The 19,488-nt window shown below is 64.9% G+C and carries 15 protein-coding genes; 3 read left to right on the top strand and 12 right to left on the bottom strand.

What is annotated here, in order from left to right; translation table 11 throughout:
* Nucleotides 1-93: 93 nt before the first annotated feature.
* The 9 genes from E4487_RS04290 to E4487_RS04250 all read right to left on the bottom strand — a co-directional run bounded on the left by E4487_RS04290 (nucleotide 94) and on the right by E4487_RS04250 (nucleotide 14,173).
* Complete coding sequence (locus E4487_RS04290) at nucleotides 94-2,805, bottom strand: DEAD/DEAH box helicase (RefSeq protein WP_257229334.1); 2,712 nt, start codon at nucleotides 2,803-2,805, stop codon at nucleotides 94-96.
* Nucleotides 2,805-3,494: a phospholipase D-like domain-containing protein gene (locus tag E4487_RS04285; protein ID WP_037049398.1), complete on the bottom strand. Its 690-nt coding sequence runs from the start codon at nucleotides 3,492-3,494 to the stop codon at nucleotides 2,805-2,807. The genes E4487_RS04290 and E4487_RS04285 overlap by 1 nt, the downstream gene beginning before the upstream one ends.
* A 177-nt stretch (nucleotides 3,495-3,671) precedes the next feature.
* Nucleotides 3,672-4,223 (bottom strand): rhomboid family intramembrane serine protease, encoded by a 552-nt coding sequence (locus E4487_RS04280; RefSeq protein WP_037049400.1) that lies wholly within the window; start codon nucleotides 4,221-4,223, stop codon nucleotides 3,672-3,674.
* Entirely contained in the window at nucleotides 4,220-9,457 is a 5,238-nt protein-coding gene (locus E4487_RS04275; RefSeq protein WP_175252775.1) for a DNA repair ATPase, read from the bottom strand. The genes E4487_RS04280 and E4487_RS04275 overlap by 4 nt, the downstream gene beginning before the upstream one ends.
* A 120-nt stretch (nucleotides 9,458-9,577) precedes the next feature.
* Nucleotides 9,578-9,817 (bottom strand): hypothetical protein, encoded by a 240-nt coding sequence (locus tag E4487_RS04270; RefSeq protein ID WP_037049404.1) that lies wholly within the window; start codon nucleotides 9,815-9,817, stop codon nucleotides 9,578-9,580.
* Between the two features lie 180 nt (nucleotides 9,818-9,997).
* Nucleotides 9,998-12,043, bottom strand: a complete 2,046-nt coding sequence (locus E4487_RS04265; RefSeq protein ID WP_037049406.1) for a flotillin family protein — start codon at nucleotides 12,041-12,043, stop codon at nucleotides 9,998-10,000.
* A gap of 90 nt (nucleotides 12,044-12,133) precedes the next feature.
* On the bottom strand, nucleotides 12,134-12,775 hold the full coding sequence (locus tag E4487_RS04260; protein ID WP_134677060.1) for an OB-fold-containig protein: 642 nt from the start codon (nucleotides 12,773-12,775) through the stop codon (nucleotides 12,134-12,136).
* A gap of 68 nt (nucleotides 12,776-12,843) precedes the next feature.
* The gene (locus E4487_RS04255; protein WP_037049412.1) at nucleotides 12,844-13,539 is read right to left on the bottom strand and encodes a PspA/IM30 family protein; all 696 of its coding nucleotides are present in this window, start codon (nucleotides 13,537-13,539) and stop codon (nucleotides 12,844-12,846) included.
* Nucleotides 13,540-13,552: 13 nt separating this feature from the next.
* Nucleotides 13,553-14,173, bottom strand: a complete 621-nt coding sequence (locus tag E4487_RS04250; protein WP_134677058.1) for a YjfI family protein — start codon at nucleotides 14,171-14,173, stop codon at nucleotides 13,553-13,555.
* A gap of 293 nt (nucleotides 14,174-14,466) precedes the next feature.
* Here E4487_RS04250 and E4487_RS04245 point away from each other — a divergent pair, with 293 nt between their 5' ends.
* Nucleotides 14,467-14,718, top strand: a complete 252-nt coding sequence (locus E4487_RS04245) for a hypothetical protein (protein WP_037049414.1) — start codon at nucleotides 14,467-14,469, stop codon at nucleotides 14,716-14,718.
* A gap of 57 nt (nucleotides 14,719-14,775) precedes the next feature.
* Here the strand turns inward: E4487_RS04245 and thrC are convergent, their stop codons facing one another.
* From thrC to E4487_RS04230, 3 genes are all read right to left on the bottom strand, one after another.
* Nucleotides 14,776-16,185: a threonine synthase gene (gene thrC / locus E4487_RS04240; RefSeq protein WP_175252774.1), complete on the bottom strand. Its 1,410-nt coding sequence runs from the start codon at nucleotides 16,183-16,185 to the stop codon at nucleotides 14,776-14,778.
* A gap of 100 nt (nucleotides 16,186-16,285) precedes the next feature.
* Nucleotides 16,286-17,590: a homoserine dehydrogenase gene (locus tag E4487_RS04235; protein WP_037049416.1), complete on the bottom strand. Its 1,305-nt coding sequence runs from the start codon at nucleotides 17,588-17,590 to the stop codon at nucleotides 16,286-16,288.
* Nucleotides 17,591-17,692: 102 nt separating this feature from the next.
* Complete coding sequence (locus E4487_RS04230; RefSeq protein ID WP_047589945.1) at nucleotides 17,693-18,421, bottom strand: disulfide isomerase DsbC N-terminal domain-containing protein; 729 nt, start codon at nucleotides 18,419-18,421, stop codon at nucleotides 17,693-17,695.
* A gap of 301 nt (nucleotides 18,422-18,722) precedes the next feature.
* On the opposite strand from E4487_RS04230, the gene E4487_RS04225 reads away from it, so the two are divergent.
* The gene (locus E4487_RS04225) at nucleotides 18,723-19,148 is read left to right on the top strand and encodes an organic hydroperoxide resistance protein (protein WP_036994554.1); all 426 of its coding nucleotides are present in this window, start codon (nucleotides 18,723-18,725) and stop codon (nucleotides 19,146-19,148) included.
* A gap of 58 nt (nucleotides 19,149-19,206) precedes the next feature.
* Nucleotides 19,207-19,467 carry a DUF2790 domain-containing protein gene (locus tag E4487_RS04220; protein WP_037049420.1) on the top strand — a complete coding sequence of 87 codons (261 nt, stop codon included), beginning with the start codon at nucleotides 19,207-19,209 and terminating at the stop codon, nucleotides 19,465-19,467.
* The last annotated feature ends 21 nt before the right edge of the window (nucleotides 19,468-19,488 follow it).

The following is a 19,488-nucleotide window of genomic DNA, read 5'->3' as shown; positions in this document are numbered from 1 at the left end:
CCCCCCGGCACAGTGTTGGTCTACCAAAGGCCTAGGCCACGATCGCCGCACGCGTCAAGCGACGCCGCGACGGCGCATCCGCGAAGCGGCGCCTCAGAGCCGCGCCAGCACCGCCTGCACGGCCTGCTCCGGCGCCTCCTGCCAGAGACCGTAGCTCAGCGGCAGGGTTTCCAGACCGGCGCGGGCCAGCACCAGGTAGCGCTCCAGTTCGAGAAAGCCTTCGCCTTCGCCAGGGAAACCGATCAGGTCGATGGCCAGGCATCTGTCACCGCGTCGGCAGAACAGATCCAGCACCTGCCCGGCCAGCGGGTAGTGGCTCCACACTCCGACGCCCTGCACTTCGAGCGCCTGGCACAGATCCTGGCGGGCGACATCGATGGCCCCTGCCTGCAAACTGACCGCCGGTTGCTGCTGAAATTCCAGGTAACGGCGCAGCAGATGGGTGGCCGGCAACTGGCGTTCGTCACCACTGAACAGCAGCACCTGGCGCTCGCGGGCGCGGGTGATGGCCACGTTGAACAGGTCGGCGCGGTTCAGGTAGTGGGCCGCCTGGGTGGACTCGACGTCGATGGCGAAGCTGAGAATCATCAGGTCGCGCTCCTCGCCCTGGAAGCCGTAGGGCGTGTCCACCAGCAGGCGAAACGCGCGCAACTGCTCCAGCGGCATGCTCTCGCCAATGCGCTCGCGGATACGCTCGACCTGGTCGCGAAACGGCGACAGCACGCCAACGCTGGGCTTGAGCGGGCTGTCCCGGTAGGTGTCGAAGTGCTCGCGCAGCAACTCCAGCACCCGCTCGACCTCCGCCTCGTTGACCCCGTTGCGACCGCGTGCGCCCTCGACGCGCAGCAGTTGCAGGCTGTCGCAGGTGTCGCCACCGGGACGTTCCTTCATCACCCGCAGGCGCTGGTCGTAGAACAGCTCGTTGCTGAAACGGATCAGCGCCGGGCGGCTGCGGAAGTGCTCGTCGAGGAACACCACCGCGTCCTGGCTGGCCAGTTGCAGGCCGACCAGGTCCAGCACGCTGTTGTCGCGGTAGCTCCAGGCCTCGCGCTCGTCGGCCTGCAGCCCGGCACGCTGCAGCAGCTGCGCCTCGCGCACGCGGGAGAGAAAGGAGATATGCCGCAACTGGCGTGCGTCGCCGGTCACCACCGCGCGCTTGCAGCGCTGGAAGGCCGGTAGCGCCGAGGCGATGTCGCACTGGGTCGCCTCGTCCATCACCATCACGTCGAACAACCCGGCGCGCAACGGCAGCAGGCGGTGCAGCTCGTCCAGCGTCACCACCCAGATCGGGAACGCGGCCAGCAGGCGCGCCGGATCGATGTCCTCGAACAGCGCCAGCTGGCGCTGCGAATTGCGCGCACGGATGGCCTGGTTGTAGCGCACGAACAGGCTGCGGTCGGTCATCAGCAGACGCTTGAGCGCCAGGCTGTGATGGCTGTTGAGGTGCTCGCGGCTGAGCTGCTGGCGACGCCGCTGGCATTCACGCAGCTCGTCCAGCAACGCCCAGGGACGCACGCTGCTGCCGACCCGCCTGCGTACCCAGGGCACCTGCAGCCAGCGGCGCCAGAAGGCCAGGCTGCCGCGCTCGGCGCGCAGCAGCAGACGGCTCCAGCGCACGGCCTGCTCGCAGCGGGCCACGAAGTCGCCGGAAAGGCGGCGCTCGGCCAGGGTCAGCACCTCCAGCTCACTGCGCTGGCGCGCCTCGAGCTGGTCGCTGACATCGGAAATCTCGCCCTGCAGCATGCGCTGCAGGCGGTCGCGCAAGGCCTGGCGCAGGCTCTGCCCATCGCCCTCCAGGATACCCTCGCGCAGGCCGAAGTCCTCACGCAGCTTCTGCGCGATGACCCGCACGGCCTGGGCGCTGCGGCTGACCAGCAGCACGCTCTCGCCCTGCAGGTAACGATCCAGCGCCAGCGCCGCCAGGCTGTAGCTCTTGCCGGTGCCGGGCGGACCGGATATCTGGCTCAGGCAATGGCGCGCGGCATTGTCCAGCGCGCGGCATTGCGCCAGGCTGAGCTGGGCCGGCAGGCGCTGCGGCGTGCTCGCGACCACGGACAACGGCGCGTCCGACGCCTCGCCGAGCAGTTGCAACAGGGCCGGCGACAGCTGCTGCGCCTCCTGCAGCAACTGCAGCTCATGGGCGATGCCACGGCTGCCACTGCCACGCGGCACCAGGGCGACGAAGGCGCCCGCCTGCAGCGACAGGCTGCGCCGGCGCTGGGCCTTGCCCAGCGCCTCGCCGTCGACCAGCCGGGGAAAGCCCGCCGCCTCGCTGACCTCACGCACCTGCGTATGGCGCGCCACCCAGGCGAGCAACTGACCCAGTGCCGAGGCGTCCAGCACCCCGCTGGGCAACGGCAGGCCGTCCAGGCTGTCCGCGCCACTTTCGTCGAACAGGCTGCGCAGCAGACGCCAGTTGCCACGCACCTGCTGCGGATCGATGACCAGCAACTGGGCCTGGCCATCGGCAGTCGGCTGCAGGCTGGCCTCGTAATACATCAGGGGGCCGCAGATGGCCCGCGATGCGCCGCCGTCCAGCTGCTGGCGACCACAGATCGGCAGCACGCCGTAGATCAGTTGCAGCTCACGCTGGTACAGCGTCTGCGCCTCGGCCAGCTCCCGGCCCAGCTCGGCCGACAGCGGCAGCAGCGGCACACCGCCGCTGGCCAGTTCCTCGTCCCCGTCGAGCCAGGCCCAGCGCTTGCCGGGCAGCCGGGCAACGTTGTCCAGGTCCAGGTCGCGGCTGTCGGCCAGGTAGCAGCTGCGGTAGAAACCGAGAAGCCGTTGGGCGTGAGGCTGAGTCATCAGTTGTCTGCGTAACGCGTCCAGAGCATCTCGAACTCGCGGCTGTAGGCCGCCACCAGTTGCGGATGGTCGATCACCAGCAGATTTTCCTCGTTGCTGGTACTGGCGCTGCGGGTCCAGTTGAAACTGCCGTTGAGCAGCAGGCGACCGTCGAACAGGGCGAACTTGTGGTGCATGTGGAAGGGACCGGCATCGATGCGCAGCGGCACGCCCTTGTCACGCAGGCGCTGGATGTCGCTGCCGGCATCGAACTGCTTTTCGTTGTCGCTGATCACCCGCACCGCGATGCCGCGCTCATGGCAGGCGAGCACCTCTTCGCTGAGCTGATCGTCGGAGATGGTGTAGACGCAGATCTCCACGCTCTTGCGCGCCTGGCGGCAGAGGTCGCGGATCTTGCGCCGGCAGCTCTCGCCCGGACTGAAGTGCGCCGTAGCATGCTCCACGCGCGGAGCGCTGCCGACGCTGTCGAGGGTCTTGATCACCTGCTCCAGCCACTTCAGCACCGGCTCGACATTGGTCGGCTCGCGCATCAGCTCACGGGCCAGGGCGAAGGCGCGGTTGCGCATGAAGCGCACCTGGTCGCTGCTCAGCTCGCTGCCCAGCTGGCGCAGTTCGTCGCGCTCCTCGTTGCTCAGACGCAGGTCGGCGAGGCTGTCACGCAGTTGCTGATCGAGATGGTTGAAGTCCATGCAAAGTCCTTTTTCATAATTGAAAAGCCGTTGAAAACGTAGGCGAGGCAGCCAGCGCAAGGCGCTACGTTAGTAACAGCCTCCGGCTGGTCAAAACGGCGAGGAAGCGGAGTTTACAGCTGTAAATGAGCATTCCGAGCCTGTTTTTTAACGCCGCGATGGCAACGCAGGTAGTTTTCAATGACCTTTTCGGCGGCGGCTCAGGGCGGCGTAACACACACCGCAGAACGCTCCCGCCAGGTGATATTCGAAAGAAACGCCGGCACGCGGCAACAAGCCGAAGAACCAGCCGCCATAGAGAAAGAACACCAGTACCGCCAGCAGCAGGTCGAGCAGGCTGCGCTCGAACCAGGCGCGCGCCAGCAACAGGCCCCAGAAGCCGAACAGCCAGCCGCTGGCACCGATGTGCAGGCCGGTACGGCCGAACACCCAGACCAGCAGGCCGCTGCCGATGATGATGAAGGCGCTAGAGAACAGGAAGTCGCGCCGTGAGCGCAACAGCACCAGGCTGCCCAGCACCAGCAAACCGCTGAGGTTGCTGAGCAGGTGCGCCCAGCTGCCGTGCAGCCAGGGCGCGAAGAGAATACCCGGCAATGCCTCGACATGCCGGGGCACCAGGCCCCAGACGTTCAGGGCGCCGCCAAGGGCGCTGTTGGCCAGTTGCAGCAGCAGCATCGCACCACTGATCAGCAGCAGCGGACGCAGCTCAACCAGCCAGCCTCGCCTCACGGCGCCTCGTCATCCGCGGCGTCGCTGCGCTGCTCGTGTCCGAGCAGCGTGCCGAGGTCGCGCAGTTGGGTGGATATTTCCAGCATGCGGTTGTGCGTGCGCAAATCGATGTCGATCTTCTTGTCCATCGCCTTGATCAGCGGCAGGAAGCTGTTTTCCAGGCTGTCGGCCAGGTTCTCGAGCAATTTTTGCGTGCCCGGCTGCGCAGGTGCAACCACTTCCACCTGTGGCCGCAGCTTGCCGAGGTTGTCCAACCCCGCCAGCAGCTGCTCCCAGGGCACGCTGGGCGCCTCGGCCGCCGGCTTGCCGGCGCCCAGGCCACGCACGCTTTCCACCAGGTCGTTGAGCTGCGCCACCACGCGGCCACCGACATCGCTGTCGCTGCCGCCCATGGCCTTGTTGCGCATGAAGTCGCGTTTGATCTGCGCCCAGCGCTCGGCCTGCTCGGGCGTCTGATTGCCACGCAGCTCGGCGAGCTTGAGCAGGTTCTCTTCGGCACCGGTGGTGAGCAGTTGCGACTCGCCCTGGTAGTGGTCGGCGATCAGCTGCAGCAGCTCGCCATCGTTCATCACCGAGCTGATCTTCTCCGCCATCTTGTTCATGTTGCGGTAGCTGCCCTGCAGCTTGAACGGCGGTTCGGTACGGTACTGGTCGGCCTGCGCGGCGCTGACGATGTACTGCTGGTTGACCCGGCCGACCACGTCGCGCACCTGCATCAGGCGTTGCAGAGTCGAGGAAATCTCGTTGATCTCGGCGGCGCTGTAGGTGTGGCTCAGTTCATTGGCAGAGAACGGCTTGCCCTCGGCCTTGGCGACGAAACGGTAGACGTCGGCCATGTCGCGGGTGGCCAGCGGCGCCAGCACCGGGTTGGAGGTCAGGCTGTTCTCGATGTAGGACAGCGCGAAGGCCTCCTGCATGCCGCCCAGGGTGTCGCCCAGGTTGTAGATGTCGGCACGGTTGGCGAGCATGTCCGGAATCTTGAAGACTTCGCCGGACTCGGTGTAGGGGTTGCCGCTCATCACCACGCAGAACTTCTTGCCGCGCATGTCGTAGGTCTTGGTCTTGCCCTTCCACACGCCCTCGATGCGCCGGGTGCCGTCGCACAGCGAGATGAACTTCTGCAGGAACTCGGGGTGGGTGTGCTGGATGTCGTCGACGTAGAGCATGACGTTGTTGCCCATCTCCAGCGCCAGGTTGAGCTTCTCCAGCTCCTGGCGCGAGGTGGCATCCGGCGCCTGCGCCGGATCGATGGAGCGCACCTCATGGCCCAGCGCCGGGCCGTTGACCTTCATGAAGATCAGCCCCAGGCGATGCGCCACGTACTCCATCAAGGTGGTCTTGCCGTAACCCGGCGGCGAGATGAGCATCAGCAGGCCCATCAGGTCGGTCCGCTTGTTCTCGCCGGCGGTGCCCATCTGCTTGGCCAGGTTGTCGCCGATGAAGCCCAGGTAGACGTCGTTGATCAGCTTGTTGCGCACGAACGACGACAGCGGCCGCGGCTTGAACTCAGCCAGGCGCAGCGCCTCACGCTCGCGGTTGATGACTTCCTGACGCAGCGTCTGGTAGCGCTGCAGCTGCGGCACGAAGTGCTCCAGGTGCTGCCGCAGGCGGGCGAAGTAATCGTCGATGGCCAGCACCAGGGTCGCATCCTGCAGACGCGGATGGTCACCGAGCAGGCCGCTGACGCTGAAGCGCAGGTCGACCTCGGTGAAACGCCGGGGGAAGTCGTCATCGAGCAGGCTGATGGCGATCGCCTCGGGCACGTAGTCGAGCAGCTCGCGCAGGGCCTCGTCCTGCGCGCACAGGCCATCGAGCCAGGTCTGCACCAGCGACCAGCGCTGCTGCGGGCGGCCGCGCAGGTTGTCGAGGGCAGCGCGGTAGTCGTCCCACACGTGGCTGGCCTGCATGCGCTGCTGCAGGGTGTCGAGCAGCTGGCGGGCGTATTTGCTGAAGGTGAACTCGATGGGCTTGGCCGCCAGTTCCTCGATCAGATAGGCCGCAGCCTGCTGACGCTGCGCGGCATCGACCGGCAGCGGATGCTGGGCGAGAAAGCGCTGCATCGCCGCATCGATTTCGTCCTGCAGGCGGCGGACACCATCGCTGCTGCCGAACAGCTGACGCAAGTGCAGGCTGCTGCGTGCACGCTCCGGCCACAGTTCGGCCTCGATGTCCGCCCCCCAGCGGTTCCAGAACAGCGCGGCGAACCCGCGCGCGGTGGGCGCGAAGCGCAGCAGGCCGGCGCTTTCGCGCAGCGGCAGCAGTTGGCTGAGGATCAGCGCCGCATCGTGGTCGTGGATGCCCTTCTCGTAGGCATCCTTGTAGCGCGGGGCGGCGAAGTCGCGGATCACCCGGGTCAGGCTCTGCGGCTGCGCCAGGTGAGTCTTGAGCAGGTCCAGGCTGAGCCCTTCACGGCCAGCCACGGCGGCGTCGAGCACCAGCCCGGCGAGGTATTCGGCGCGGTACAGCGACGGCGACTCGGACTCCAGCGACACTTGCCAGTAGTCACGCAGGCCTTCCAGCGTCTCGTCGCGCAGCGGCTCGAGAAAATCGGTGCCGGTCAGATGCAGGTACAGGCCATCGCCACGCGGCATCAGGGTCAGGTCGAGTTCCTGGGTGTTGACGCTGAAACGGTGGCGCGGGCCGAGCTTGATAACGTTGCCGCCCTCTTCGAACAGCTCGCTCTTGTCGCGCAGGGCACGCACGGCCTGGTCGCGGGCGCCCTTGAGGCGCGCCTCGACGTCATCGGCCTTGACGCTGTCCTTGAGCTCGCGCAGGCGCTCGGCCATCTCGCGCAGCTTGAGAATCAGCGGGTCGGCAGCGAAGAAGGCGTTGAGCTCCTCCATCTGGGTCAGGCGCGCGGTGCGCCGGCCCAGGCTGTCGAGGATGCGCTGGGCGGCGTCGAGCACGCCCTGGGCACGGCGCTGACGGTCGTCGAGCAGGCTCTGCTTGTGCGACTCGAAGGTTTCCAGCAGTTCTTCGCGCTTGCCCAGGATGTCGCTGAGGAATTCCTCGTGATCGCCGAACTGGCTTTCCAGCTCTTCCAGCTGCACCAGCAGGCGGGACAGCTGCTCGTCGCACTTCTCCGGGTCCTGCGCCAGCGCCAGGGCGTTGGTGATGCCCTGGCTGAACAGTTTGAACTGGGCGCCGAACTGCGCCACGGTCTCGGCCGAGCCCAGCCCCTTGCGCCGCTGTTCGGCGCGCGCCTTGGCCTGGTTGAGGTGGGCATAGACCTCGGAAATCGACTCGACGATGCGGGTGCGCTGGGTGGCATCGTCGATCTTCAGCGACGCCATCAGGCTCGACAGCATGTCCAGGTTGCCGGCCATGGCCTGCATCTCGACCAGCGGCTCGTTCAGCTGGGTGACGCTCTCGGCCTTCTGCGCCTGGCCATCGAGTTCACCCAGGCGCTGCACATAGGGTTGCAGGGCCGCGTCGCTGGCGAGGAAGTTCGAAGTGGCCGCCGCCACGCGCTCCTGCGCTTCGAGCAACTCGGCTTCCATGGCGTCGATGCGCGCCACGTCGATGTAGCGGTAGTCACGGATGGTCAGCAGCTGGCCGCGCTGCGCGGTGATGGCATTCAGCGCCTCGACGAAATGCTGCACCTCGTCCCAGCTGTCGACCAGCAGGCCGGCGAGCAGGCTCTTCTGTCGCGTCTCGGCCTCGGTCATGGCACGGGCCGATTGCTGGCGAATGCTCTCGACCTTCTCGAACTCGTCGAGCACCAGCTCGGAGGTGGCGGCCACCTCGCGCAGCAGCGGCGCCAGCTCGGCGCACTGGGCGTCACCCAGCCAGTGGTAGACGTCGAACAGGCGACGGGTGTTCTGGCACAGCTGGGTGTAGCGCGCCACCGACACTTCGCGGCTGTCGATCTCGCGGCTCAGGTTGAGCAGGTCGGACACGCCGCGCACCAGCTCGGCATTGCCGATACGACCGAAGAAACCGCTGCGCGCCGGCTGGCGAGCCGCGTAGTCGTCGCTCTCGAACGGCGTCTGCCAGATCTGCATCGGATGGATGCGGGTCGGCTCGCTGCCCTCGGCGGAGAAGATCACCATGCGCCCGTCCTCCAGGCGCGCGTAGCCGTGGCCGAAGATCGGGTTGTGCAGCTGACGCTTGATCATGTTGTAGGTGAACAGCGCCGAACGACCTTCCTCCGGGTGGTAGAAGATGTACTGCACGTCCTCGCCGTTGGGCGAGCGGACCGAGCGCTTGAAGCGCATGCCGTCCATGGGCTGTTCGAAGGTCTTGTACTCGCCGCTCTGCAGGTAGTAGCCGCCGGGGAAGATGATGCCGTGATCTTCCGGCAACTGTACGCAGGCCAGGCCGATGGCGTCGATGCGCTCGACCTGGTTGGTCAGGCTGTTGAACACCAGGTAGCGCCACTGCTCCTCGCGGTAAGGCAGCACCTTGAGCAGGATCAGGCTGCCCAGGCGGGCGTATTCGATCTGCGCGTCGTCGAGCGACTGGGTCTTGTCCACCACGGCTTCGCGGTAGATGCCCAGGCCGTCCTGGGTGTTGTTCTCGACCTTGATCGTGAGGTCGCCACCGACAGTTTCGACGAACACCGTGTCGAGGATGTTCATGTGCGGATGGCGGCCGGTGACCGCCATCTCGCGGGACGTCTTCTGCCATTCGAAATCGAACGGCGCCGGCAGGGCGATATCGCGCTCGCCACGGTTATCGATGTAGCGAACTTCCTTGGCGTCGGTGGAGATCGACCAGCGGAACACACGGATGTCGCTGACCCGTTCGCCGATCTGGAAGCTCGCCAGCAGCTTGCCATCGCGAATCGCCAGTTGCAGCAGACGGGTGTTCTTGTAATAGGTGTACAGCTCGTTGAAGTCGGCAACGAAGCTGGCCTGCGCCAGGAAGGAACCCTCCAGGGACACCGGCTCGGCATCGAAGCCTTCCGCGCCCTGCACCAGTCGGTAGAGGGAGAACACGTCGGAGATCGTGGTTTCCTTCTTCAGGCCGAGGAACACGTTGTAGCCGAACAGCAGGCACTCGCCGACCTGGACGATATCGCGGGCGATGCAGTTGTTCTCGGTGCGGATGCGGACCCGGCCGATGGCCTCCATCGCACTGCTGCCGAACTCGGCCAGGCGCTGGCCATTGAGCGCCTCGGTCAACCCGCGCAGGCGCTGCCCCTGCTCCTGCAGGCGCTTGTGCAGCACCTCGTAGGCGCCGCCCTCGGCGACGGCCTTGTCCAATACGTCCTGTGTCTGTACGTCCGACATCGTGTTCTTCCTGGATATGCGGCATCGAGCAGCCTCACCTGCGCAGTGCGCTGAGGCTGCTGAGAAATGCGTAGTGCGCCGGTGAGGGCCACTCTGCGGGTGGGCAAGCCACCCGGTGGGTTACGCGCCGATCTTCTGCTCGACGATGGCGATCTTGTCGCGCAGCGCCGCGTCGATTTCCTCGGGGCGTACCTGGGCGATGATCTTGCGCAGCACCCGTACTTCGTTGTCGTCGATCACGCCATCGCGCTCGGCGATCTCCAGCAGACTCTTGAGCTCCTGCGCATCCAGGCGGCCGTCGTTACTGAAGCACTGGATCGAGCGAAAGGTCATCTCCAGATAGTCTCTTGATTCTGACATTGCGTAGTCCCTGATTGGTCGAACGATAGGGCCGCGGGATGGCTGGAGCCGCGAAAATCGCCGCTCAAGCACCTCCCACCGGACCTAGCAATGAATGGATGGTCGGCAGGGTGGACAACGCTTTCTGTCCACCTTTGGCGATGCAAGCGGTGGACATGCTGCGCGTCGCCCACCCTGCTATCAGGCCTGCTCCGAACCAGCGCTCGGGGCGACGACCGGCGCGGCGGATGCGGCCTTGCCGGCCAGCAGGCGGGAAATCACGTCCTGCACCACCGGGCTCTTGCCGACCACGCCTTCGATGGCCTTGCCCACCGACAGCGACTTGGCGAAGGAGTTGAAGAAGTCGCCCTCGCCGCCGACGATCTCGATCTTCGCCTTGGCCATGGCAGCGGCCAGCACTTCGGCCTGGTCCTTGGCGATGTCCTTGTTGGCGTCGATGGCGGCCATGGCCTCTTCGAAGCTCTTCTCCAGCTGCATGCGGAACTCTTCGTGAGCGCGTGCCGCGTCGCTGAGCGAATCCAGCGCACCGAACTTCTTGCCCAGACCCTCGGCTTCGGCGCTGAGGCGCTCCAGCAGGATCGCGGCTTCGGCCGAACCCTGTTCCTTGGTCGCCTTGGCCTTGGCCAGACCCAGTTGCTCCTCGCCGCGTGCCTGGGCGGAGAGTTTCTCCTCCAGCACCTTGGCTTCGGCCAGACCGTCCTTCTCCTTCGCCGAGGCTTGTGCTTCCAGCACACGGGCTTCGGCCAGACCTTTTTCCTGCTCGCCCTTGGCATCGGCGATCAGGCGCTCAGCCTGCACGCGAGCCTCGGCCAGGCCTTCCTTCTCTTTCGCCGCAGCGGTGACTTCGCGCACCTTGGCATCGGCCAGGCCAGGCGCGGCACGCTCGGCTTCGATCCCTTCGGCCAGCTTCTTCTTGGCCTCGGCGCTCTTGGAGGCCGCTTCCAGCTCGGCCTGGGCCAGGGTGTTGATCTCGACCGCCTTGTGCTTGGAACGCGCCTCGTCGGCTTCGGCCTGCTTGACCTGACGCACCAGCTCCTGCTCGGCCTCGGCCTGGGCATTGAGTACGGTGACCTGCTTGAGGCGCTCGGCCTCGGACACTTCGCGCACTTCCTTGATGCGTTCTTCTTCCTGGGCCACGGTCTTCTCGACCGCCACGCGCTCGCGGATCACACCGGCGATGTTCTTGCGCTCTTCTTCCAGCGCCTTTTCCTTCTCGATGCGCTGCAGCTCGACTTCGCGCTCGCGGGCCACCACTTCCAGGTCCTTGGCACGGGTGACTTTCTCCACCTCGATGACCACGGCACGCTGGCGGTTCTGCTGCGCCACTTCCACTTCGCGCTGATGGTTCTCGGCGCGGATGTCCAGCTCCTGCTGGGTCTGGATGCGCGCCTGCTCGGCCTTCAGGCGCTCTTCTTCACGGACCTTGAGGGTCTCGGCTTCCTCACGGGCGCGGATGGTTTCGATCTCGCGCTTCTGCCGCGCCTCGGCATCGGCCTGCTGACGCTCGAGCGACAGGGTCGCTTCGCGGGTTTCGACGTTCTTCTTCTTGATCGCCAGTTCTTCGTTGCGCTCGAGCTCGTTGGTGATGACGTTCTGCGCAGCGGTCAGCTCGGTGATCTTGCGGATACCCTCGGCGTCGAGGATGTTGCTCGGGTCCAGCGACACCTTGGAGGTCTGCTCCAGGTAGTCGATGGCCACGTCTTCCAGCACGTAACCGTTGAGGTCGTTGCCGATCACCTCGACGATGCGGTCGCGGAAATCCTGGCGGTTCTCGAACAGCTGGACGAAGTCGAACTGCTTGCCGACGGTTTTCAGCGCCTCGGAGAACTTGGCATTGAACAGCTCGTTGACCGCGCCACGATCGGAGGCACGATCGACACCGATGGCCTTGGCCACCTTGAGCACGTCTTCCTGGGTCTCGTTGACGCGCAGGTAGAAGGCCACGGTGATGTCGGCACGCAGGTTGTCACGGCAGATCAGACCGTCCTTGGCACGACGGTCCACTTCCAGGGTGATCAGGGAGATCTTCATGAACTCCTTGAGGTGGATCACCGGGTACACCAGGGAACCGGTGAAGTGCACCTTGGGCGTCGAGCTCATGTCGTTGACGATCAGCGCGGTGCCCTGCGGAACCTTGATGTAGAACGCCTTGAACAGCGCGATCAGGGCGATCACGAAGAGAACGACCAGCCCCGCCCCGACGATGAAGGGAATGAGGTTTTCCATTACAGCTGTACTCCTTTGCTAATTGTGCAGACAGGTTCGGCGATGCCCTACCCTGCCAGCCCTGTGTGACGTACGGATTGTCGGCAGACGCTATACGCCTCGAAACTCTTCTTCGGTGATGACCCGGTAGGCATGTTCGGCAGCCAGGTACTCCAGCAGCACCACGCGGTCGCCGCGCTTGAAGCCCAGTGCCTCGTCGGCGCGCACACGCAGGATCAGCCCCGCGCCGCCGTCTTCCAGCACCGCCTCGCCGTGGCGCTCGGTGACCTTGCCGCTGCGGACCACCGCCACCTGACCCAGCACCGACTTGCTGCTGATCGCCTCGACTTTCTGGAACAGCGGGCGCAGCGGCCGGCAGATGGCCGCGCAGAGCGGCGCAGCCAGGAGGAAGGAGGCGACGATCACCACCAGGCCGAGCGGATAGCGCAGGATGCCCAGCGGCAGGTGACGCAGCAGCCACAGTTCGATGAAGTAGCAGGCGAACCAGGCGAAAAAGAACAGCAGGGTCAGCACCAGCGTGGCCGGTACGCCGTCGAGCTTGAGTTTGTACAGCAGCCCCGCCAGGCCTTCGGTCTGTGCGCCGCCCTCCATCACCGAGTCGGCCTCGATGTCGAGCAGGTCGATATCGAGCAGGCCGGCCGCGACCACCAGCCAATAGATGACCGCCACGCACAGCAGGAAGCTGTAGATGGCAGTGGGAAACGACAGCGCGGTCTGCAGGAAGAGTTCCATGGTTTTCCTTGTCCTGAATCCATACGACAGGGACGATCACTCGCCCCTGCCGGTTCATGCAGCCTCGATCAGGCCTTGGACTTGTCCTTCAGGCGCGCCAGCACACTGTCGGCACTGGCGCTGTCGGCCTTGATGCCCGCAGCTCGCAGCTTGGCCTCCAGCGAGTCGTCCGGTGCGCTGGTGGCAGCGAGTTCCGCCGAGGCTTCCATCTTCGCACCACGCTCGGCCTGCTTCTGCTTGATGCGCTCGAGCGACTCGACCGCCGTCTGCAGCTTGGCCTGGGAACCGCCGTAGCGCTGGGCCACAGCCATCTGCGCCTTCTGCACGCTTTCGGTGGCCTTGACCGTATCCACCTGCTGCTTGAGGCGCTTGATGTTGCCCTCGGCCTGACTCACGGCCTTGCGCAGTTGCGCGACGCTGGCGGCAAAGCCTTCGGCCTGCTCGCGCTCGCTGGCCTGTTCGACCTCCAGGTTGGCGATCTTCTCGGCCACTTCCTTGGCCAGGGTCTCGTTGCCCGCTTCCAGCGCCTTGAGAGCGTACTGCTCGTACTCGGCGATGCTGGTTGCACTCTTGCTCACCTTGTCGCTGGCCAACTTGTGCTTGGCCATGATCTCGGCGAGGGCTTCCTTGGACTTGCGCAGCTCGCTGTCGGCGTCGCGGATTTCCTGGTCGAGAATGCGCAGGGCCTGGCTGTCGACCACGGCCTCGCCCATCTCGTTGGCGCCGCCACGCAGCGCGGTCAGCAATTTGCTCCAGACGTTCATGGATTCTCTCCTCTCAGGCGCCGGTCTTGAGGAAGCCTTCGTAGGCTTCGGTGGCCTTGATCACGTTGTCCGCCAGCAGCTCGATCTCGAACACCACATCGGACAGCGTGGAGTAGGAGCTCAGCGCGCCGAACATGGTGTAGCAGTCGCGCCCGTCGACCATCTTCTCCAGGCCGATGGACGACAGCGGGAACAGCTTGTGGGTGCGCAGCACTTCCTCGTTGAAAGCAGCGCCGTCCTTCACGTCCGCCGCTGGCCAGAGCAGCGCCTCGACGATGATCTGCTCGCCGAACACGGCAACGAACAGCGGCAGGTCGCCATATTCGCGCATGGTGATGTGCAGACTGGCGTCGGCGCCCTGAATCAGCTCGATGCCGGCCTGCCCGCTCTGGAACAACTCCGTTGCCGCCAGCGCTTCATGCAGCGCCTTGGCGGTCCAAACCTGAGGCATGCTCATATCCTCCTCCTTCTCCATCGGAACCAGCATCGACTGCGGCTGGCGTAGTTTGCGCTCGAACGCAACCAGCAGCGGTGCGTGCTCGGGCAAGATCCAGACTTCCTTCTTCACCAGCCCCTGCTCGCGCAGGCGCTGACGATAAAGACGCTGGTAATGGGCTGATGATTTGCTTTCCATGAACAACAGCCTAGACCCTTACATGTGAGTCGTAAAGTGATTACATGTGATAAATGTGATGCCGTTCGTCAGGCGAGCGCGCAGGCGTCATCCTCGGCACGAAACGAGCCGATCAGCAGACGGGAACGAAAAGAAAAGAGGCAGGGGCCAGGGCTCATCCATGATCGGGCTAGAACGCATCCATTCGCGACGTGTCGAATTAAACCTCAGCCACACGCAGGGCGCACGGAAAAAAGCGCTAACCCGGTCGCAGTTATGACCCCAACCGACCAACACAGGAGAGCGGCAGCAGCATGAACGAACTGCCACCCGCTGTACGCCAGCTGCTGCATGCCGAGCAGCGCCAGGCCGCCATCGACCTGCTCAGCGAATACCTGGCGGCCGACCAGAAGGAGGCCGAACGCCGCATCGACCAGTATCTGGAGGACAACCCTCCCGTCCACCTGCGCGGCGCCGCCATCCTCCGCGCCAGCCGCCTCAATGCTCTGATCTGGCTGACGCTGATCACCCTGACGGCGCTGCTGGTGCTGATCTTCAGCCTCTGAGCCAGGCCCAAACGAAACCGGCGCCACTGGGGCGCCGGTTGCATGCTGACAGACGACTCAGAGCGGCTTGCCGCGATTGCCATGCGCCGCGACGAACTGCTGCACGACCTTCAGGTCGTTGGCCAGCACGGTGCAACGCTCATCGCGCTGGAACAGGTCGGCCAGGTGCGCCGGCAACGCCGGCACCGCATCGATACCAGCCTTCTCCACCGCCTCGGGGAACTTGACCGGGTGCGCGGTACCCAGCACCACCATCGGCGCGGCCAGGCTGCGACGGCATTCACGCGCTGCGCGCACGCCGATGGCCGTGTGCGGGTCGAGCAGCTCGCCGCACTCCTTGTACACCTCGGTGATGGTTTCACAGGTCTGCTCGTCATTCACCGCCAGCGAGTCGAACAGCTTGCGCGCCTCGACCCAGCGATCTTCCTCGACACTGAAGCCGCCACCCTGCTTGAAGCTGTCCATCAGACCGGCGATGGCGGCGCCATTGCGACCGTGCAGGTCGAACAGCAGCCGCTCGAAGTTGGACGAGACCATGATGTCCATCGACGGCGACAGGGTCGGATGCAGGGTTTCCTTGACGTACTGATTGCCGCTCATGAAGCGGTGCAGGATGTCGTTGCGGTTGGTGGCGACGATCAGCTGACTGACCGGCAGGCCCATGTTGCGCGCCAGGTAACCGGCGAAGATGTCGCCGAAGTTGCCGGTCGGCACCGAGAAGGCCACCGAACGCGCCGGCGCGCCGAGCTGCAGCGCAGCGTGGAAGTAGTAGACGATCTGGGCCATGATCCGCGCCCAGTTGATCGAGTTGACCGCCACCAGACGGGTGCCCTTGAGGAAGCCCTGGTCGGCGAAGCTGGCCTTGACCATCTCCTGGCAGTCGTCGAAGTTGCCTTCGATGGCGATGTTGTGGATGTTCTCGCCGAGGATGGTGGTCATCTGCCGACGCTGCACTTCGGACACCCGGTTGTGCGGGTGCATGATGAAGATGTCGACATTGTCGCAGGCCTTGCAGCCTTCGATGGCGGCGGAACCGGTATCACCACTGGTCGCCCCCATGATCACCACACGCTCGCCACGCCTGGCCAGCACGTGGTCGAGCAGGCGACCAAGCAGTTGCAGGGCGAAGTCCTTGAACGCCAGGGTCGGACCGTGGAACAGCTCCATGACCCACTCGTTGCCGTTCAGCTGGCGCAGCGGCGCCACGGCGTTGTGCGCGAAGACACCATAGGTCTCTTCGAGGATCTTCTTGAAGTCGGCATCGGCGATGGAACCCGCCACGAACGGGCGCATCACGCGGAACGCCAGCTCGTGGTACGGCAAGCCCGCCCAGGAGGCGATTTCCTCTACGGTGAAGCGCGGCAGGTTCTCCGGCACGTAGAGGCCACCATCACTGGCCAGGCCGGCCAGCAGCACGTCTTCGAAATTCAGGGCCGGCGCCTGGCCGCGAGTACTGATATAGCGCATGTATTTCAAACCTTCGGTTTGAGCGACAAGCTACAGGCTTCAAGCCACAAGAGAAGCAGCGCTCCGCTTGCAGCTTGAGACCTGGCGCTTGCAGCTACTGTTAGTTGAGCTGCTCGACACGCAGGCGCATGACCGGCGACGTCACGCCGTCCAGCGCTTCCATGGCGGCGATGGCGTCGATGATGCGCGCCTCGATCACACGGTGAGTCACCAGGATCATCGGCACCAGGCCGTCCTGCTCCTCGGCTTCCTTCTGCATGATCGACTCGATGTTGATGCCACGCTCGGAGAGGATGCTCGCCACCTGCGCCAGCACACCCGGGTGATCCTTGGCCTGGATACGCAGGTAGTAGGCGCTCTCGCACTGCTCGATGGGCAGGATCGGGTGATCGGACAGCGAGTCAGGCTGGAACGCCAGGTGCGGCACGCGATTGGTCGGGTCGGTGGTCAGGGCACGCACCACGTCCACCAGGTCCGCCACCACCGCCGAGGCGGTCGGCTCCATGCCCGCACCGGCACCGTAGTACAGGGTGCTGCCGACGGCATCGCCATTGACCATCACCGCGTTCATCACGCCGTTGACGTTGGCGATCAGGCGGTCCGCCGGGATCAACGTCGGGTGCACGCGCAGCTCGATGCCGGCCTCGGTACGACGGGCGACACCCAGGTGCTTGATGCGATAGCCCAGTGCCTCGGCATAGTTCACGTCGGCAGTGGTCAGCCGGGTGATGCCTTCGGTGTAGGCCTTGTCGAACTGCAGCGGCACGCCGAAGGCGATGGAGGCCAGGATGGTCAGCTTGTGCGCGGCGTCGATGCCTTCGACGTCGAAGGTCGGATCGGCCTCGGCATAACCCAGCGCCTGAGCTTCCTTGAGCACGTCCTCGAAGGCACGCCCCTTCTCACGCATCTCGGTGAGGATGAAGTTGCCGGTGCCGTTGATGATGCCGGCCAGCCAGTTGATGCGGTTGGCCGCCAGGCCTTCGCGAATCGCCTTGATCACCGGAATGCCACCGGCAACCGCCGCCTCGAACGCGACGATCACGCCCTTCTCGCGGGCACGGGCGAAGATCTCGTTGCCGTGTACGGCGATCAGCGCCTTGTTCGCGGTGACCACGTGCTTGCCGTTGTCGATGGCCTTGAGCACCAGCTCGCGGGCCAGGGTGTAGCCGCCGATCAGCTCGACGACCACATCGATGTCCGGGTTGTTGACCAGCTCGAAGACGTCACGGGTGATCTGGATACCGGTCGTGTCGTACTGCGGCTTGGGCGAACGAATGGCGATCTGGGCAATCTCGATGCCGCGACCGGCACGCCGGGTAATTTCCTCGGCGTTGCGCTTGAGTACATTCAGAGTACCGCCACCTACGGTCCCCAGCCCACAGATACCCACTTTGACCGGCTTCACGCTCTATATCCCCATCAGCACTGCATAAAACGGCCGGAGCAAGCCCCGGCCGCCGAAAAGAGCCGCACATTACGAAGCGGCTGTTTGTTAGTCAATCCGCACTCAATCGTTCGACTCCAGGGCGATCCTGGCCAGCTGCGGCGCCGGCTGGTAACCCGGAATCATCTTGCCGTTGGCCAGCACGATGGCCGGCGTACCGTTGACACCGATCATCTGGCCCAACTGATACTGCTTGGCCACCGGGTTGTCGCAGTCCGCCTCCGGCACCGCCTGGCGAGTCTTGGCCAGGTTCATCGCCGCCTGGCGATCCTTGCTGCACCAGACGCTGGCCAGTTCCTTGGCTGCCGGGCTGTTCAGGCCCTGGCGCGGGAAGGCCACGTAGCGCACTTCGACACCCAGGCGATTGAGCTCCGGCACTTCGCTGTGCAGCTTCTGGCAGTAGCCACAATCGGTGTCGGTGAACACGGTGATATGGGTTTTCGGCGCCTTGGGCGCGAACACCACCATTTCCTTGGCCGGAATGGCATTGATCTGCTTGGCCACCGCACGGCTCTCTTCGATCTCGGTGAGGTTGACCGCTTTGCCATCCTTGACCTGGAACAGATAGCCCTGGATCAGGAACTGGCCGTCCGCACTGGTGTAGAGCTGCCGCCCACCCTCCAGCTGAACCTGATAGATGCCCGACATCGGGCTCTCGGCAATGGCTTCGATCGGCAAGTTGGCGTCGAGCGACTTCAGCGCCTGACGAATGGCCTGGTCAGGTTCTGCAGCCATCGAGACGCCAGCGCCCAGCATGAGCGCCAGGGCAGCGGAAATACGGGTCAGGGACATGAACACTCCTGTCGAACGACGGACCGGTGAAAATCGCAACAGCCTACCACAGATGGCGTCGCAGACAGCCGAACAGCTAACAGACGGCGCACGCACCAGCAGCACACGGGCATTTTACGCGCGCACCCTCCACCCCTCTTCGCTCCTTATTCCTGCGCAACATATCCATATAGCGAAATACTCGATAAACTTATCTTGCGCACAAATCATTGGCGCAATACAGTTCGCTCCATGGAAACGGTTAGCGCACAAATCATTAGCGAACCACTCCATCCAACCCCAACCCAAGAGGATTACCGCCATGACCATCGAAAACGTTCTCTACCGTGCAACCGCCGAAGCCTTTGGTGGCCGTGAAGGCCGCGCCGTCTCCTCCGACGGCATCCTGGACATCGCCCTGACCACCCCGAAGGAACTCGGCGGCGCAGGCGGCAACGGCACCAACCCCGAGCAACTGTTCGCAGCCGGCTATTCCGCCTGCTTCCTCGGCGCGCTGAAGTTCGTCGCGGCCCGCGACAAGCTGAGCATCCCGGCTGACACCTTCATCGAAGGCACCGTAGGCATCGGCGCCATCCCCACCGGCTTCGGCATCGAGGTCGAGCTGCGGATCAGCCTGCCCGGCCTCGCCCCTGAAGCGGCACAGACCCTGGTGGATCGCGCGCACATCGTCTGCCCGTACTCCAACGCCACCCGCGGCAACATCGACGTCACCCTGACCATCGTCTGACAGACAGCAGCCAGCGCTCGCGGCCAGGACCCGAGCGCTGCCCGAGAGGAGAAGCAGCATGAAAACCCGCCCCCTGTTCGCCATCGCCCTGACGACTCTCTCGCTTGGCGCCTCGCTGACCAGCGTCGCCCACGGCGCGCAAGCCACGCCCTATCGCTACGGGCAGGACCTGGATATCGCCAAGGTGATCGCCATCGAGGTGCCGAATAGCCCGCAGTGCGAGGTCGTGACGGCGAAGATGACCTACCGCAACAGCGCGGGCGAGGTGCACGTCCTCGACTACGAACAGCTGTCCAGCGTGTGCAGCAACCAGAACTGAACCCAGCAGCCCCACCTAACG

This window comes from Pseudomonas sp. BMW13, from assembly GCF_013357275.1.
Classification (GTDB): Bacteria; Pseudomonadota; Gammaproteobacteria; order Pseudomonadales; family Pseudomonadaceae; genus Aquipseudomonas; species Aquipseudomonas khazarica.
Note: the sequence above shows the minus strand (reverse complement) of the source record. Positions and strands in the feature narration are given on the sequence as shown.

Bases quoted from the DNA above. Each gene is read 5' to 3' on its own strand.
- E4487_RS04290 (WP_257229334.1), bottom strand. From the start codon at position 2,805: ATGACTCAGCCTCACGCCCAACGGCTTCTCGGTTTCTACCGCAGCTGC.
- E4487_RS04220 (WP_037049420.1), top strand. From the start codon at position 19,207: ATGAAAACCCGCCCCCTGTTCGCCATCGCCCTGACGACTCTCTCGCTT.
- E4487_RS04275 (WP_175252775.1), bottom strand. From the start codon at position 9,457: ATGTCGGACGTACAGACACAGGACGTATTGGACAAGGCCGTCGCCGAG.
- E4487_RS04285 (WP_037049398.1), bottom strand. From the start codon at position 3,494: ATGGACTTCAACCATCTCGATCAGCAACTGCGTGACAGCCTCGCCGAC.
- E4487_RS04225 (WP_036994554.1), top strand. From the start codon at position 18,723: ATGACCATCGAAAACGTTCTCTACCGTGCAACCGCCGAAGCCTTTGGT.
- E4487_RS04270 (WP_037049404.1), bottom strand. From the start codon at position 9,817: ATGTCAGAATCAAGAGACTATCTGGAGATGACCTTTCGCTCGATCCAG.
- E4487_RS04260 (WP_134677060.1), bottom strand. From the start codon at position 12,775: ATGGAACTCTTCCTGCAGACCGCGCTGTCGTTTCCCACTGCCATCTAC.
- thrC (WP_175252774.1), bottom strand. From the start codon at position 16,185: ATGCGCTATATCAGTACTCGCGGCCAGGCGCCGGCCCTGAATTTCGAA.
- E4487_RS04265 (WP_037049406.1), bottom strand. From the start codon at position 12,043: ATGGAAAACCTCATTCCCTTCATCGTCGGGGCGGGGCTGGTCGTTCTC.
- E4487_RS04245 (WP_037049414.1), top strand. From the start codon at position 14,467: ATGAACGAACTGCCACCCGCTGTACGCCAGCTGCTGCATGCCGAGCAG.
- E4487_RS04250 (WP_134677058.1), bottom strand. From the start codon at position 14,173: ATGGAAAGCAAATCATCAGCCCATTACCAGCGTCTTTATCGTCAGCGC.
- E4487_RS04230 (WP_047589945.1), bottom strand. From the start codon at position 18,421: ATGTCCCTGACCCGTATTTCCGCTGCCCTGGCGCTCATGCTGGGCGCT.
- E4487_RS04255 (WP_037049412.1), bottom strand. From the start codon at position 13,539: ATGAACGTCTGGAGCAAATTGCTGACCGCGCTGCGTGGCGGCGCCAAC.